The 15,058-nt window shown below is 75.6% G+C and carries 16 protein-coding genes; 3 read left to right on the top strand and 13 right to left on the bottom strand.

Annotated elements, in window-relative coordinates:
• Positions 1–37: 37 nt before the first annotated feature.
• Positions 38–217, bottom strand: a complete 180-nt coding sequence (locus B8281_RS12010) for a hypothetical protein (RefSeq protein ID WP_021482207.1) — start codon at positions 215–217, stop codon at positions 38–40.
• A gap of 223 nt (positions 218–440) precedes the next feature.
• Here B8281_RS12010 and B8281_RS12015 point away from each other — a divergent pair, with 223 nt between their 5' ends.
• Positions 441–875, top strand: a complete 435-nt coding sequence (locus tag B8281_RS12015; protein WP_085387835.1) for a DUF6098 family protein — start codon at positions 441–443, stop codon at positions 873–875.
• Positions 876–887: 12 nt separating this feature from the next.
• Here the strand turns inward: B8281_RS12015 and B8281_RS12020 are convergent, their stop codons facing one another.
• From B8281_RS12020 to B8281_RS12030, 3 genes are read right to left on the bottom strand one after another with little or no spacing between them, the layout of a single operon-like run.
• Positions 888–1,697: a cytochrome c oxidase assembly protein gene (locus tag B8281_RS12020; protein ID WP_085387836.1), complete on the bottom strand. Its 810-nt coding sequence runs from the start codon at positions 1,695–1,697 to the stop codon at positions 888–890.
• On the bottom strand, positions 1,697–2,179 hold the full coding sequence (locus B8281_RS12025) for a DUF2243 domain-containing protein (protein ID WP_085387837.1): 483 nt from the start codon (positions 2,177–2,179) through the stop codon (positions 1,697–1,699). The genes B8281_RS12020 and B8281_RS12025 overlap by 1 nt, the downstream gene beginning before the upstream one ends.
• Positions 2,176–2,886, bottom strand: coding sequence for a GAF and ANTAR domain-containing protein (locus B8281_RS12030; RefSeq protein ID WP_085387838.1), 711 nt, complete (start codon positions 2,884–2,886; stop codon positions 2,176–2,178). The genes B8281_RS12025 and B8281_RS12030 overlap by 4 nt, the downstream gene beginning before the upstream one ends.
• A gap of 103 nt (positions 2,887–2,989) precedes the next feature.
• On the opposite strand from B8281_RS12030, the gene B8281_RS12035 reads away from it, so the two are divergent.
• Positions 2,990–3,427, top strand: a complete 438-nt coding sequence (locus B8281_RS12035) for an SRPBCC family protein (protein WP_043659384.1) — start codon at positions 2,990–2,992, stop codon at positions 3,425–3,427.
• 32 nt (positions 3,428–3,459) lie between these two features.
• On the opposite strand, the gene B8281_RS12040 is transcribed toward B8281_RS12035, so the two are convergent.
• The 5 genes from B8281_RS12040 to B8281_RS12060 all read right to left on the bottom strand — a co-directional run bounded on the left by B8281_RS12040 (position 3,460) and on the right by B8281_RS12060 (position 9,653).
• Positions 3,460–5,058 carry an NAD(P)/FAD-dependent oxidoreductase gene (locus B8281_RS12040; RefSeq protein ID WP_232322556.1) on the bottom strand — a complete coding sequence of 533 codons (1,599 nt, stop codon included), beginning with the start codon at positions 5,056–5,058 and terminating at the stop codon, positions 3,460–3,462.
• Entirely contained in the window at positions 5,049–6,242 is a 1,194-nt protein-coding gene (locus B8281_RS12045) for a zinc-dependent alcohol dehydrogenase (RefSeq protein ID WP_021482794.1), read from the bottom strand. The genes B8281_RS12040 and B8281_RS12045 overlap by 10 nt, the downstream gene beginning before the upstream one ends.
• 72 nt (positions 6,243–6,314) lie before the next feature.
• Positions 6,315–7,274: a carbohydrate ABC transporter permease gene (locus tag B8281_RS12050; RefSeq protein ID WP_085387839.1), complete on the bottom strand. Its 960-nt coding sequence runs from the start codon at positions 7,272–7,274 to the stop codon at positions 6,315–6,317.
• The gene (locus B8281_RS12055; RefSeq protein WP_232322557.1) at positions 7,271–8,263 is read right to left on the bottom strand and encodes a carbohydrate ABC transporter permease; all 993 of its coding nucleotides are present in this window, start codon (positions 8,261–8,263) and stop codon (positions 7,271–7,273) included. Before B8281_RS12055 ends, B8281_RS12050 begins: the two co-directional genes overlap by 4 nt.
• Position 8,264: 1 nt before the next feature.
• Positions 8,265–9,653, bottom strand: coding sequence for an extracellular solute-binding protein (locus B8281_RS12060; protein ID WP_043659040.1), 1,389 nt, complete (start codon positions 9,651–9,653; stop codon positions 8,265–8,267).
• A 212-nt stretch (positions 9,654–9,865) separates the two neighbouring features.
• Here B8281_RS12060 and B8281_RS12065 point away from each other — a divergent pair, with 212 nt between their 5' ends.
• Positions 9,866–11,002 (top strand): hypothetical protein, encoded by a 1,137-nt coding sequence (locus tag B8281_RS12065; RefSeq protein ID WP_157446624.1) that lies wholly within the window; start codon positions 9,866–9,868, stop codon positions 11,000–11,002.
• A gap of 81 nt (positions 11,003–11,083) precedes the next feature.
• Here the strand turns inward: B8281_RS12065 and B8281_RS12070 are convergent, their stop codons facing one another.
• The 4 genes from B8281_RS12070 to B8281_RS12085 form a co-directional block, all read right to left on the bottom strand.
• A complete protein-coding gene (locus B8281_RS12070) occupies positions 11,084–11,947 on the bottom strand; it encodes a DUF1684 domain-containing protein (protein ID WP_021480896.1) in 864 nt (287 codons plus the stop codon).
• Positions 11,948–12,027: 80 nt separating this feature from the next.
• A complete protein-coding gene (locus B8281_RS12075; protein WP_085387841.1) occupies positions 12,028–13,320 on the bottom strand; it encodes an acyl-CoA thioester hydrolase/BAAT C-terminal domain-containing protein in 1,293 nt (430 codons plus the stop codon).
• The gene (locus tag B8281_RS12080) at positions 13,317–14,273 is read right to left on the bottom strand and encodes an Ldh family oxidoreductase (protein ID WP_198163062.1); all 957 of its coding nucleotides are present in this window, start codon (positions 14,271–14,273) and stop codon (positions 13,317–13,319) included. Before B8281_RS12080 ends, B8281_RS12075 begins: the two co-directional genes overlap by 4 nt.
• A 77-nt stretch (positions 14,274–14,350) precedes the next feature.
• Complete coding sequence (locus B8281_RS12085; protein ID WP_021483335.1) at positions 14,351–15,010, bottom strand: GntR family transcriptional regulator; 660 nt, start codon at positions 15,008–15,010, stop codon at positions 14,351–14,353.
• Between the last annotated feature and the right edge of the window lie 48 nt (positions 15,011–15,058).

Genomic DNA, 15,058 nt, shown 5'->3' on the forward strand with positions numbered 1-15,058 from the left:
CGGGTGCGCCGCACCCGGGCCCTCGTGCTGCCGTGCGTCAGGCGTCGCCGGACGCCTCCCCGCCGGTGCGCGGGTTGACGTTCCCCGGCTCGGCGTCCGGGTCCGTGTCCTCCGACCCCGAGCCGCTCGCCTGCCGCCCCTCGCGGGGGTTGAGCGACCGCGGGTCGGCGTCCGGGTCCTCGGCGGGGTCGTAGCCGCGCTCGTCGTTCTCGCTCAATGTCGGCCTCCTCGGTCGGGCTCTCGTGCTGTCTCGCGCCCCGGACGGGCGGCGCGTCCTGCCACCGTCGCACGACCTCCCGGCGCTCGCAGGGCTGGGGATGCCTGGCCGCGGACCCGCTCGTAGCCTGGGGACGGCGGGCGTGACCGGCAGGTCCCGTCCGCCACGGAGAGTCGAGAAGGGGCCCCGCCGGCACGCAGCGACGCCAGTCCAGGAGGTCCCGATGCCCGACGCGCCCAGCATGCTCGACACGTTGCCCCGCCTGCGGAGCCTCGCGGAGGTCGCCGGGCTCGTGGAGGTGGTGCGCCCCCTCTACGTGCGGTTCAGCGGCGGTCCGGAGCAGGATGCCGAGAGCGTGAGCCGCGACCACGAGAGCGGGTGCCTGCTGCCCGGTCTCAGCGTCAACCCGCTGACGCCCGAGCCGTGGTGGGACCGCCCGGTGGAGCACTGGGTGGCACGCCAGCTCTGCCAGTACGCGCACCTCATGACGCCGGAGCGCTTCCCGTGGCTCCTCACGGGCGAGGTCGCCGGGCGCGGCCCGGACAGCGAGCCGCTCCTCGTGGACGTCGTGCCGGCCGCGTCGCTCGACCCGCGGGTCGTCGAGGAGGCGGGCCGGCTCTACCGGGAGGCGTTCGACGCGGGCGACGACGGCACGTGAGGAGCGGCGCCGTCACGCGAGCCCGGGTCGCGTGCGCACGCGCGCGGCCGGGATCTCCCGGGGCCGCGTCGCCGCGTACCACCCGGCCACGAGGAGCACCATGAGCGTGACGTCCACGACGTCGCCCGCGTAGTACATGAGCTGCGCGCCCGTGCGCGCGTCGGCGGGGGAGACGCCCGCCGGCGGGTGGGCGTAGAGCCACTTCGTGAGCACGGAGTGCGCGGCGACGAAGGCGACGAGCACGCCCGCGCGCACCCGGAAGGACGCGCGGGACGGGTGCGGGTCCGGTCCGACGAGCGACGCGGTGAACAACCAGCCCGCGAGCAGGACGTGCGCGTGCACGACCACGCCCACGACGGCGGAGGAGTGGGCGAGGTGGAACAGCCCTGTCGTGTACAGGAGCCAGAGCCCGCCCGCGTCGAGGAGGCCCGCGACCACGGGGTGGCCGACGACGCGCGGCACGGGGGAGCGCAGCACCGCGCTGACGCGACGCGCCCGGGCGGGCGGCAGCGCGCGCAGGAGCAGCGAGACGGGCGCGGCGAGCACGAGGAGCAGCGGCGCCAGCATGCCCAGCAGGACGTGCCCGGCCATGTGGGCCGTGAAGCCCGACCGCGACGCCTCCGCGAGCGGCCCGACGGTCGCGACGCCCGCGCACGCGAGCCCCGCGTACCAGGACAGCGTGCGCCGCACGGGCCAGGGGCTGCGCGACCGGGCCGCCCGCAGCCCGGCGGCGTAGGCGGCGGCGCCCAGGGCGAGCGCGACGACCGCGACGACCGTCAGCAGGGCGGGCCCGCCGGTCGCGGCGTGATGGTGCGGGGGCATCACGCGGTCCCGGCGGCGCCGGCACGAGCGGGCCGCGCGCGGCGCAGGACGACCAGCCCGACGACGAGCGCGACGACCGCCGTCCCGATCCACACGACGTCGTACACCAGGAGGTCGACGCCGTACCGGATCTGGTGGATCCCGAGGATCTTGTGGTTGAGGACGCCGTCCAGGAGCTGGAAGCCCCCGACGCCGACGACCACGGCCCCGACCCAGCGCGACCACGACACCTCCGTGCGGCGGCGCACGTCGGCGAGCAGGAACAGCCCCCAGACGGTGACGAACCAGCCCACCGCGTGGAAGACGCCGTCCGCGGCGAGCGCGACCTGTGTCGTCGACAGGTCGTAGAAGTGGTGCCACTGCAGGCCCAGGTGGAACACGAACAGGTCGATGATCGACGCCGCGATCCCGGCACCGAACAGGACGCCCGACAGGACGGTCCGGCGGTCGTGCGCGCGCGCCGCGTCGGCCGGGCCGTTCACGAGCGGCCCGGGTCGTCGTCGGCGGGGTCCGGGGCGTCCTCGACGACGAGCGCGCGAAGGAGGGACTCGGCGACCTCGCGCGGGCTCACGTTCCGGTGCCGGGACGCCGAGTCGATGATGCGGCGGGCCACGTCGGCGGAGCACTGGTTCGTCTGCATGATCGCGCCGACGGCGCGCTCCGTGGCGACGGCGTCGGACATGTCCCGGTAGAAGCCCGCGGTCGAGTCCTCGAGCACCGCCAGCTCGAGCCGCAGCCCGACCGCGGACGCCACGAGCTGGGCGTACGCGTCGGCGGCGGTCAGGAGCTCCGGCGTCCACGGGTCGGGTGCGCGCGAGTACAGGTTGAGCGCGACGGCAACGTCCGCGGTGACGATCGCGGGGACGGCGACCGAGGAGACGAAGCCCTCCTCGGCGCACTGTCGTGCCCAGCGCTCCCAGCCGACCGACTCCTCGACGGACGGCACGAGCCGGGAGCCGCCGTCGTCCATCGCGTCGATGCAGGGGCCGGCGTCGTCGAGCGCCTCGGCCTGGTCGCAGCGCGCCGCGGCGTCGGTGCTGCTGCCCGCGCGCACGCTCACGCCGGCCTGGCGCATCGTCACGCTGACCTCGAGGCCGTGGCCGAGGATCGTCGCGGCCCGGTCCGCGAGCTCCTGCGGGAAGCTGGCGATGCCCATCGTGCCCTCCTGGAGGTCGGCGCCCGCGCCCACGCGGGCAGGTCCTCACGCTACGGCGGGTGCCTCCCGCTCGCGCGCACTCGCGCCGGGGTGCGCGAGCGGTTGCCAGTGCGGGGCGCGCGACTAGCGTCGCCTCATGGTGACCGTCACTCGGGCCGTGCGATGCCCCTCCGACGCGGTGCTCGGCGTCCTCGCGGACGGCTGGTCGTACTCGACGTGGGTCGTCGGGACGGCACGCATCCGTGCCGTCGACGACACGTGGCCCGCGCCCGGGTCGCGGATCCTGCACTCGGTCGGGCTGTGGCCCGCGCTGCTCGACGACGAGACGGTCGTGCGCGCCTGGGACCCGGACCGGGGGATCGACCTCCAGGCGCGCGGCTGGCCCGCGGGCGAGGCGCGCGTGCGGATCGAGGTGCGCCCGACGGAGCAGGGCTGCACCGTGCGGATCACGGAGGACGCCGAGAAGGGTCCGGGCACGCTCGTGCCCCGGCCGGTGCGCAGCGCGGTGATCGGCCCCCGGAACGTCGAGGCCCTGCGCCGGCTCGCGTACCTCGCGGAGCGCCGGACCCCGTAGCGCGGCAGCACCGTGCCCGCGGCGCCCCCGCGTCAGGGGTCGCGCAGCAGCCGTGCCCACGCGGTGCGCACGAGCGCGCGGCGCAGCGACCCGCGCGGTCCGGCGGCGGCGAGAGCGGCCCGCGCCGCGTTCCACCCGCACGCCCCGTGGACCCCGCCGCCGGGATGGGCGGACGCGCTCGCGAGGTAGAGCGACGCGACGGGCGTCTCGGGGCGGCCGAGGCCGGGCGTCGGGCGCAGGAAGAGCTCCTGGTGGACGGCCGACGTGCCGCCGTTGATCGCCCCGCCCGCGAGGTTTGCGTCGGCCGCCTCCAGGTCAGCCGGGGTCTGCACGAAGCGATCCACGACCGTGTCGGCGAAGCCGGGCGCGACCCGCTCGACCGCGTCCTCCACGCGGCGCACCTCGTCCGTGACGCGCTCGCGCGTCCACGGGACGCCGTGCGGCACGTGCGTGTAGGCCCACGCCGACTCCGTGCCCGCGGGCGACCGCGTGGGGTCCGACGTCGTCATCTGCCCGAGGACGAGGAACGGCCGCTCGGGGACGTGGCCGCGCGAGAGCGAGGCCGCGACGTCGACGAACCCCGCCCGGTCGACGCCGAGGTGCACCGTGCCCGCACCGCGCGCCCCGGGCGCGGTCCACGGCACGGGCCGGTCGAGCGCCCAGCTCACCTTCACGGTCGGGTGGTCCCACTGGAACCGGCCGAGGTCGCGCACGAGCCGCGCCGGGAGCCGGTCGGCGCCGACGAGGTCGAGGTAGAGCGCGGGCGCGCTGACGTCGGCGAGCACGGCGTGGCGGGCGCGCACGTGCCGCCCGTCGGCCGTGCTCACGCCGACCGCGCGACCGCGCACCACGTGCACGCGCTCGACCCGCGCGCCGGTGACGACGTCGCCCCCGCGGGCGCGCAGCCGGGAGACGAGCGCGTCGGGGAGCCGGCCGGCACCCCCGGTCGGTACGGGGAAGCCCACGTCCTGGCCGAGCATGGCGAGCAGCCAGCCGAACACGCCGCTGCCCGCGGCGTCGGGCGGGACGTCGGCGTGCATGGCGTTGCCGGTGAGCAGCAGGCCGCCCCCCTCGCCGCGGAACGTCTCGTCGGCCAGGCGGCGCACGGGCAGGACGGCGAGCCGGGCCAGGTCGAGCGTGCCCGCCGCGCCGAGCCGGCGCAGCACGCGCAGCACCGGCCCGGCCGCCGGGAGCGGGCTGAACAGCGCGTCGAGGAGCGGGTCGCGCACGCGGTCCCAGCCCGCCACGAGCTCGAGCCACGCGTCGCCGTCGCCGGGTGCGACCTCGTCGAGCCCGGCGGCCGTGTCCTCGGCGCGGGCGCGCAGGACGGCGGCACCGCCGTCGTCGAGGGCGTGCGCGAGGACGTCCGGGGCGCGGGACCACGTGAGGCCGTGCTCCTCGAGGTGCAGTCCCCGGATCACGGGCGACCCCGCGGCGAGCGGGTAGAACGCGCTGAAGAGGTCCGTCTCGTACCCCGGCGCCGCGACCTCGGCGGAGCGGACCGCGCCGCCGTACGTCTCCTGCGCCTCGAGGACGAGCACGTCCCACCCGGCGTCGGCGAGCGCGTTCGCGGCGACGAGGCCGTTGGGCCCCGCCCCGACCACGACGGCGTCGACGGTGGTCAGGCCCACGGGTCGAGCACGACCTTGATGCAGCCGTCCTCCTTGCGCTGGAACGTGCGGTACGCGTCGGGCGCCGACTCGAGCGGCAGCCGGTGCGTGCGCAGGTCCAGCACGCCGAGCGGGTCGGAGACGTCGGCGGCGAGGGGGAGGACGTCGTCGGTCCAGCGGCGCACGTTCGCCTGGCCCATGCGCAGGGTCACCTGCTTGTCGAAGAGCTGCATCATGGGCAGCGGGTCCTTCGCCCCGCCGTAGACGCCGGAGATCGAGATCGTGCCGCCGCGGCGGACGAGGTCGATCGCGGTGTAGAGGGCCGCGAGGCGGTCGGTCGCGGCGCGCTCGGTGAGGGGCGCGGCGAGCGCGTCGGGCAGGACGCCGACGACCTTCTGGGTGGCCTCGGCGACGGGGGAGCCGTGCGCCTCCATCCCGACGGCGTCGATGACGGAGTCCGCACCGCGGCCCGACGTGAGGTCGCGCACCGCGCCGACGAGGTCGTCGACCGCCGACGGGTCGAGGGTCTCGACGCCGTGACGCTCGGCCATCGCGCGCCGCTCCGGCACGCGCTCGATCCCGACGACGCGGGACGCGCCGCGGTGCAGCGCGATCCGGGCGGACATCTGCCCGATCGGGCCGAGCCCCAGCACCACGACCGTGCCGCCGGGCGGCACGTCGGCGTACTCGACGGCCTGCCACGCGGTGGGCACGACGTCGGAGAGGTAGAGGTAGCGCTCGTCCGGGGAGCCGTCGTCGGGCACGACGACCGGCCCGTACTGGGCCTGCGGCACGCGCAGGTACTGGGCCTGCCCGCCGGGCACCTGGCCGTAGAGCTTGGTGTACCCGAAGAGCGCGGCGCCCTTGTCCTGCGACCGGACCTGCGTCGTCTCGCACTGGGTCTGCAGCCCGCGCTCGCACATCCAGCAGTGCCCGCACGCGATGTTGAACGGGACGACGACGCGGTCGCCGACCCGGAGGTTCCCCGCCTCGGGCCCGACCTCCTCGACGACGCCCATGGCCTCGTGGCCCAGGACGTCGCCGGAGTCGAGGAACATCCCGAGCACCCCGTACAGGTGCAGGTCGGAGCCGCAGATCGCGGTCGACGTGACGCGCACGATCGCGTCCGTGGGCTGCTCGATCCGGGGGTCGGGCACGTCCTCGACGCTCACTTTCTCGCGTCCCTGCCAGGTCAGTGCTCGCATGGTGCTGCCGTCCTTCCGTGGGTGGTGCGTGTGCGTGGTGCGTGGTGCGCGTGCGTGGTGGGGACGGCGGGCTCAGCCCTTGCTCCCCGTCGTCGCCACCCCCTCGACGAAGTGCCGCTGGCCGAGGAAGAAGAGGAGGATCATCGGGAGGGTCGTGATGACGGAGGCCGTGACGACGACCTCCCACTGCGACTCGCCGCCGGGGCCGAACTGGTCGATGAGCGCCTTGAGGCCGCGCGGGATGGTGAACGTCGACGAGTCCTGCAGGTAGATGAGCGGGCGCATGAGGTCCGTCCAGGCTGCCTGGGCCTCGAAGAGGAGCGTCAGGACGAGGGCGGGCCGGCACAGCGGCACCGCGATGCGCCAGAACATCTGCCAGTTGTTCGCGCCGTCGAGGCGCGCGGCCTCGAACGGCTCGCGCGGCAGGCCGAGGAAGAACTGCCGCAGCAGGAACACGTAGAACGCGCTCGCGAACAGGTTCCCCGCCCACAGCGGCACGTTCGTCCCCACGAGCCCGAGCTGGTTCCAGATGAGGAACGTGGGGATCATCGTCACGGCGCCCGGCAGCATCATGGTCGCGAGCACGAGCGCGAACAGGGCGCCCCGGCCGCGGAAGCGGAAGAACGCGAAGCCCCACGCGACCAGCGCGCTCGACACCGTGACGAGGCCCGCCGCGAGCACGGTGACGACGACGGTGTTCCCGAGCCACAGCGCGAGCGGCGCCTCCTGCCAGACGGTCACGTAGTTGTCGAGCGTGAACGTGCGCGGCACGAGCCGGTTGTCGAACACCTCGGCGCGCGGCTTGAACGACGCGGAGAGCAGCCACAGCAGCGGGTACACGAACGCGACCGTGGCGAGCACGAGCGCGGCGAGCACGACGGCGCGCAGCCACCGGCGGCGCGGCCCGCGCCCGGCGCCGCGCGTCCGGGCGGGGGGCGGCGGCCCTTGCGCCTCGGGCGCGCCCGTGGCCGGGTCCGGCGCGGCGCCCGGGCCGCTCACGGCGGGGCGGGGGAACGAGGGTGCGGTGGTCATCGCTGCTCCCCCTCGTAGTAGACGAGCCGTCGGGACACGACGAGCTGGACGAGCGTGACGAGCATGATGACGACGAACAGCAGCCAGGCGAGCGCCGACGCGTACCCCATGTGGAGCTCCTGGAACCCCTCCTGGAAGAGGTAGATCACGTAGAACAGCGCGGCGTCGTTGCGGTAGGTGGAGTTGCCGGCGCCGAAGTAGGCCGAGTACGCCTCGGTGAACATCTGGAACCCGGCGATCGTGTTGATGACGACGACGAAGAACAGCGCGCCGCTGATCATCGGCACCGTGACGGCGCGCGTCCGGCGCCAGAACCCCGCCCCGTCGACGCGCGCGGCGTCGTACAGGTCGTTCGGCACGTTGCGCAGGGCCGCGAGCAGGATGATCACGGCCGACCCGACGGTCCAGAGGCTGATGAGCACGAGCCCTGGCTTGATCCAGGCCTGGTCGGTCGTCCACGACGGCCCCTGGACGCCGAACCAGGACAGCACCTGGTTGACGACGCCGTACTGGCCGTTGAACAGCAGCAGGAGCAGCACGCCGACGGCGACCGGCGGCGTCATCTTGGGGATGAAGAACGCGGTGCGGAAGAAGCCGGCCGACCGGCCCGCCTGGTTGAGGAGCAGAGCGAGCGCGAGCGCCACGACCGTGTAGAGGGGCACCTGGACCACCGTGTAGACGAGCGTGTTCCACAGCGACAGCGCGACCTTCGGGTCCTGCGCCATCTCCCGGTAGTTGTCGAGACCGACGAACGTCGGGTCGTTGATGACGTCGTAGTCCGTGAGCGACAGGTAGGCGCTGTAGAGGATCGGCCACGCCGTGAACACGAGGAACCCGACGATCCACGGGCTGATGAAGCGCAGCGCCGCGTTGCGCTCCCGCCGCGCGGACGCGCTCAGGCGCGGGCGGCGACCGCCCGGCGCCGTGCGGTGGCCGTCCGACGCCGGGGGAGGGGTCGGCAGGGTCGGCGCGACGTCGGCTGCCGCCACCTCAGTCCTCCTCGTCCCACTGCGCCCAGGCGTCGTCGAGCGCCTTCTGCGCCTCGTCCTGGGCCTGCGCGAGCGCCTCGGCCGGCTCCTGCTGGCCGTTGAGGACGCGGTTCACCGCGTCCTGCCACGCGGTCTCGAACTCGTTGTCCGCGGGGTTCGCCGGGAGCGCGAAGGTCGCGTCGTTCGCCTCGTACATCGCGTCGATCGCGTCCTGCCACGGCTGGGGCGCGTCGTCGGGCACGAGGTCGTCGCGAATCTGCTGGTCCGCCTCCTCGTTGCCGGTGAGGACGCCCGTGAAGACCAGGCCGTCCTGCGCACGCGCGTCGGCGCGCGCCTGCGCCGCCTCGACCCAGGCGTCCGTCTCCGTCATGAGGCGCGCGAACCGGCACGCCGCCGCGGGGTTCTCGCTCCCGCGCGGGACGGCCCAGGCGGAGCCGGACGCGAACGCGATCGCGTCGCCGTCGGGCGTGCGCACGGCGTCGAACGCCATGGGGGCGTCCGGCGACGACTCGTTGAGCACGTTGATGTACCACTGCTCCATCGGCATCGCGCCGAGCGCGTCGGTCGCGAACTGGTTCCCGGCGCCGAAGAAGTCGGCGGAGTCGCGGAACGTCTTGACCGCCGGGAAGCCGCCCTGGGCGTCGTAGATCCCCACCGCCCACTCGAGCGACTCGACGACCTCGGGGGCGTCGAGCTGCGCGGTGCGGCCGTCCTCGGAGAGCAGGTCGGCGCCGACCGCCTTCGACCACAGCGGGAGGAACTCGGGCAGCTTCGAGTCGAACCCGATGACGCTCAGCGTCCCGCCGTCGGTGCGCAGGAGCGCCTCGTTCGCCGCCGTGACGGCCTCGCGGTCCGAGCCGTTGACGTCCTCGACGGTGAGCCCGGCCGCGGAGAGCAGGTCGGCGTTCGCCATCGTCACCTGGACCTGGTTGAACTCGGGGATCCCGTACACGCTGCCGTCGAACGTCACCTGGTCGACGGCGGTGTCCACGAACGCGTCCATGTCGATCTCCTCGGCCGCGACGCACTCGTCGAGCGGGAGGATCGCGTCGCGCGACGCGAACGTGCCGATCTGGTCGCGGTTCGCGTACACCACGTCTGGCGGGTTGCCCGACGCGACCGCCGAGAGGAAGGCCTGGATGTCGAGCTCGCCCTCCGAGAGGCGCACGTCGACGCCGTCGAGGCCCTCGACGGCGCGGTCGTAGCGGACCTCGCCGATCTCGTCGCCGGTCCCGAAACCCATGACCGAGAGCTCGCCCGACGGCGACCCGTCGGCCGTGAAGTCGACGTCCGAGCCGTCGTCACCGGTGCCCTGCGCACAGCCCGTCAGGGCCAGGGCCGCGACCACCATGCTCGTTCCTGCGGCTGCCGCGCCGCGTCGGCGGACCATCATCTGCCTCCTCGTGGGAGCCACGGGGCGGACGGCAGGGGTGCGCGACGCCACCGTGTTCTCGACGGCGTCGGCGTTTCTCTGCACCGACGCCGCCAGTGAAGCACCGGCTCTGCCCGCTCACACCTCGAACCGCTGCTCGGGCCCGGCGCCCGGCGCGTGGACGGCGGGGCGCGCGTGCGGGCTCCCGCCGGGCGGGGCACCCTCGTCCCGTGGCACGAGACGAGAGCAGGACGGGACCGACCCCGCCCGCGGCCCGGGCACCCCGGGTGGTGGAGGCAGGGACACGGGCGCGCCGCGCGGTCACGGCCGCGCAGCGGCAGTGGGTGCGCCACCCCCGGTGGTCGTTGGCCGTCAAGGGGGCGCTCGCCGCGGCCGTCGCGTGGTACGTCGGGGTCCTTGCCCCGGCCCCGTTCTCCGAGTACCCCTACTACGCCCCGCTCGGCGCGGTCGTCGCGACGACGAGCACGCTCGCGCGCTCCGTCCGCGAGTCGACCCAGGCGATCCTCGCGATCCTCGTCGGCGCGGCGATCGCCCGCGGCGTCGACGTCGTCCTCGCCCCGAGCGCGCTGTCCGTGGCGGTCGTCGTGGGCCTCGCGCTCCTGTGCGCGGGGTGGCGGCGGTTCGGCGAGATGGGCACGTGGGCGGTCACGTCGGCCCTGTTCGTGCTCATCATCGGCAACGACGCGAAGGTCGAGTTCGTCGGCGCGTACGCCGGTCTCGTGGTCGTGGGTGCGGGAATCGGCGTCGTCATCAACCTGCTCGTGCCCCCGCTGCCCCTCACCCCGACCGAGGAAGCCCTCGACGGGCTGCGCGACACGCTCGTCGACCAGGTCGAGGCGCTCGGCGACGGTCTCGCGGGCGAGCGCCCGCCGTCGGCGGAGGAGTGGGAGGAGCGGCGGCGCGAGGTGGAGCCGACGCTCACCCGCGCGCGCGACGCCGTCGCGCGGACCCGGGAGGCCGCGCGCGCCAACATCCGGCTGCGTCGCCACCGCGACTGGGCCGCGTCGCAGGTGCGGCGCGCGCAGGAGCTCGAGGGGTCGGCCGACGTCGTCGAGTCGCTCGTCCGGCTGCTCGTCGAGTGGGAGCGCGAGGACCGCGACGACCCCGCGCTCGGCGCCCGCCTGCGGCCGCTCGCGGCCCGCGCCCTGGACGCCTACGCCGGTGCGCTGCGGTCCGTCGGCACGGAGCCCGCCGACGCGGACGCGCTGCGCGAGCTCTCGGCGCGGACGCAGGAGCTGCACGACGGCGTCCGGGCGGCGCGCCGCGAGGACGACCAGGACTACTTCGTCGCGGGCGCGGTCGTGCTCGCCCTGCGGCGCGGCGTGGCGGTGCTGACGGCCGGCTGACGCCGGGGAGGCCGCCGGGACGACGACGGCGGGCGACCGGACGCGCCGGTCGCCCGCCGTCGGGGGCGTCGCGCGGACGGGTCAGGAGGCCTGCGCGAAGGTCTGGATGCGGTCGATCTGGAGCGGTGGCTTCTTCTCGCCCGCGGTCACCGCGACCGGCAGCCGGTTCTGCGCCGGGGCGAGCGGGCACGTGACGAAGTTCGTGAACGCGCACGGGAAGGAGAAGGCGCGGTTGAGGTCGACCACGGTGTCGCCGTCCCGCTCGGTGTCGGGGACGCGCACGAGCCGGCCGTTGCCGTAGGTCTCCTTGCCGCTCGTGGTGTCGGTGAAGTGCGCGTTGCCGCGCTCGATGCCCGTGTCGTCGTCCGGGCGCCCGGCGACGAGGAGCGTGTGCTCCGTCCCGTCCAGGGTGAACGTCACGGTGCCGATCACGCGCTGCTCCTCGAACACGCCGCGCTCGACCGTCGGGTAGTCCGACGCCTGCTCGGCCGTCCGCGTGAACCGCGCCGGGAGGACCCACCGCTCGTCGAGCGGGAACGTCTCGATGTCGTCGAGGCGCTTGCGGGCCGCCTCGCGCGGGTCGCGGACGCGCACGCCGAAGATCTGGCGGCCGGTCGCGTCGGTGCGGCGGATGGTCTCGACGCGCAGGTCGCCGTAGAACGCGGGCACGAGGGAGTACTTGTGGCCGGTCGACACGGGCGTCGGTGAGGTCACGGGGGCGCCGTCGAGCGTGACCGTCTCCCCGCTGCCGTCGGGCGTGTACACGACCTCGTCGTCCTGGACCGACCAGGTGCCGGGCACGCCCTCGACCTGCAGCGGCTCGTCGCCCGTCAGCCAGTCCTGGCTGACCATGGACATCCACCCGTACGGGCTCGTCAGCTCGTCGATCCGGGCGCGGTGCCACCGCTCCCACTCCTGGCGGTACTCGGCGCTCACTGCGGACATGTCGGTCCTCTCGTCGGTGTTTCGGGTCACGGGTCGGGTCACAGGTCGGGTCACAGGTCGGGACAGGGTCGGGGCGCAGGTCAGGGCACGCGCGTCGCGCGCTCCACGAACGCGCACACCTGCGCGAACGAGTCGGCGTCGGCGAACGCGTTGCCCGCGGGGGTCCCGCCGGCCGACAGCTCGATGCCGGAGACGGGGTGGCGCGTCGGGCCCTGCGCGACGGGGAGGTGCGGCAGGGCGATCGAGTGGCCCGCATCGGGGTAGTCGAGCAGCAGCGTCTCGTGGGCGTGGCCCGCGGCGCGCAGCGTCTCGACGACCTGGCGGGCGTACATGCTCGACGGCCACAGGCCGTCGGCCATGCCGGAGACGCACGCGACGGGGCCCGCGATGCGCTCGACGGGGATGCGCGACGCGGCGGCGAACCGGCGGTCGCGCAGGCCGTCGACGTAGACGTCGCGGTACCGGTCCGGGGGCGGCCCGCCGGTCCACGGCTGCCACGTCACGCCGGGGTTGTCCTGCCACAGGTGCGGGAGCGGCTCGCCGTCGAGCGTCCACGTGGGGGAGTCCCACCCCTGCGCGGGGTCCGCGGCGCCCTGGGAGCCGTGCACGTGGGCCCCGGGCACGTAGGCGACGACGGCGCCCACCAGGCCGGGGTAGGTGGCGCCCAGCAGGAGCGCGAGCTCGCCGCCCCGCGACTGGCCGCTCACCACGACGACGCCGGCGCGCGGCGCGAGCTCGCGGTGCACGTGGCGCAGCGCGGTCTCGAAGTACTCCAGCGGCGTGCGGGTGATGTGGTCGGGCAGCCCGGGCACGCCGAAGTAGCCGAGCGCGAGCGCCTGCACGCCGCGCGACGCGTAGAGCGCGCCGCGCTGCTCGTTGATCCCCCCGCCGGAGCCGTTGAGCACGATGATCGTCGGGTGCGGACCGTCGCCTTGCGGCACGAAGAGCGTGCCGACGAGCCCGTCCTCGCGGACCTCGCGCCGTCGCACCCCGGGCCCGGTCCAGCGCTGCACGAGGTCGGCCGTCGCGCGCTGCGTGGCGTCGGACTCGTCCCACGCCTCGAGGCGCGTGCGCAGCGGGCGCGAGACGTCGGTCGCGGCCGGCCGGCCGGGCGTCGGGTCGGGCCGCTGCGACGTGAGGAGCGCCATCCCGTCGACGCGCCCGTAGTCGCCGGACATCGGCGGGTCGCGGTCGAGCAGGACGGTGCCTGACCGGTCCGCGCGGTAGGTCGCGCGGGCGGACCACGCGGTCCCGGAGCGGTCCGTCGTCGCGCGGACCGTGACGAGCGCGCCCGGGGCGGCGCCGGTCACCTCGATGCGGCGGGGGACGTCGAGCAGGTCGTCGGCGGGGCTGACGGTGAGCCGGAGCGTCACGGCGTGCCTCCCGTCGCCGGGTCCAGCGCGTCCCAGACGTCGCGGTCGACGTCGAACGTCTCCGCGTCCGGCCGGTCGCCCGGGACGCGCCCTCCGGCGCGCGTCCAGTCGTCGCCGAGGCGGTCGGCCCGGTCGGCGAGGTCCTCGGCGCCGAACGCGCGGGGGTCCAGCGCGAGCACCCAGAGACCGCGGCCCACGGCGTCGCCGCGCGCCCCGGTCAGCAGCCCGGCGAGCGCCTCCACCGTGAGACCGAGGAGGGACCCGAGCAGCCCCGCGGGGAGCAGCGCGCCGACGGCGCCCGCGTCCCGGGTGGTCTCGCCGTCGGGGCCGAGCGCCGCGCCGTCGGGCAGGGGCGTGCCCTCCCGGGCGCGGCGCCGCGCGTCGGCGAGCGTGACGGCGCTCGTCGCGGCGTCCACGACGAGCGCACGACCCTGCCCGGCCCGCGGCACCGCCACGGCGAGCGGGTTCGTGCCGACCACGGGCGCGGTCCCGCCGTACGGGGCGACGGTCGCGGGGGACTGGGCGAGCGCGACCCCGACCAGCCCGTCCTCGGCGAGCGCGCGGACGTACGCGCCGACGCGCCCCGTCCCGCCCGCGTGGCGCACGGCGACCACGCCGACGCCGAGGCCGCGGGCGAGCCCCGCCGCCCGGCGGACCGCCGCGGCGAGCGCGACCGGCCCGGGGAGGTCGTGCGCGTCCAGCGTCGCGGTCGCCCCGGTCACGACGGCGGACGGCGCCCCGGTCCCGGCGCGCCCCGTCGTCGTCCGCTCGCGCGCGTCCCGCAGCTCGCGGACGAGGAGCGCGAGGCCGAACTCCGGCCACCCCGACGCGTCCCCCGCGACGACGGCGCGGGCCGCGAGGTCGGCGTCGGCGGGGTCGTGGGCGGCGAGCGCCGCGCGGGCGCGGGCACGGGCGGCCGCGGCGTCGACGCGCACGGTGGGGGTGGCGGGCACGGCGGTCCTCTCGGGTGGTGGCGGTGGGTCGGGTCGTGCGGGTGGGGCGGGACGCGCGGGTCGTCGCGCGGGGACGCTCAGTCGTCGCCGAAGAACGCCCCGGAGTCGATCGCGAGGCCCATGACGACGCTGCGACCGCGACGGATGTGCTCGAGCTCGAGGCGGGCCGCGCGCTCGCCGTCGCCCGCGCGGAGCGCCTCGATGAGGAGCCGGTGGTCGTCGAGCGGCGGCCCGGGCTCCAGCGGCTGGCGCCCGCAGAGCCGGAACGCCCGCTCCAGGTCCTCGAGCGCGAGCTCGGTGATCGCGTGCAGCCGGGGGTTGCGCGAGTACTTCGCGACCCGGCAGTGGAACAGGTGCGACGCCGACAGGATCGACTGCACGTCCTGCGCCTGCGGGTACGTGCCCTCGGCGATCGCCGCGAGCTCGTCGACCTCGGCCGGGCTCGCATGGGCGGCCGCGAGGCGCGTCGCCATCGGTCCCGTCGCCTCGCGCACGTCGAGCACGTCGACGAGCGTCTTGAGGGTGACCGGGGCGACGCGGCACAGCGCGCGCGGGCGCACGTCCACGAGGCCGTCGTGGTCGAGGCGGTGCAGCGCGTCGCGCACCGGCGTGCGCGACGTCCCGAACTCGGACGCCGTCTCGGTGACGTCGATCTCCTCGCCGGGGCGCAGCTCGGTGAAGATGATCCGGCGCCGCAGCTCGTGGTAGATCCGGTCCGCGGCCGGGACGACGCTCATGCGCCGGCCCCGGGCACGCGGGACGGGTCGTGGTGGGGTGGGTTCATG

It is taken from the genome of Cellulosimicrobium sp. TH-20 (assembly GCF_002105775.1).
In the GTDB taxonomy this organism is placed as follows: Bacteria; Actinomycetota; Actinomycetes; order Actinomycetales; family Cellulomonadaceae; genus Cellulosimicrobium; species Cellulosimicrobium funkei.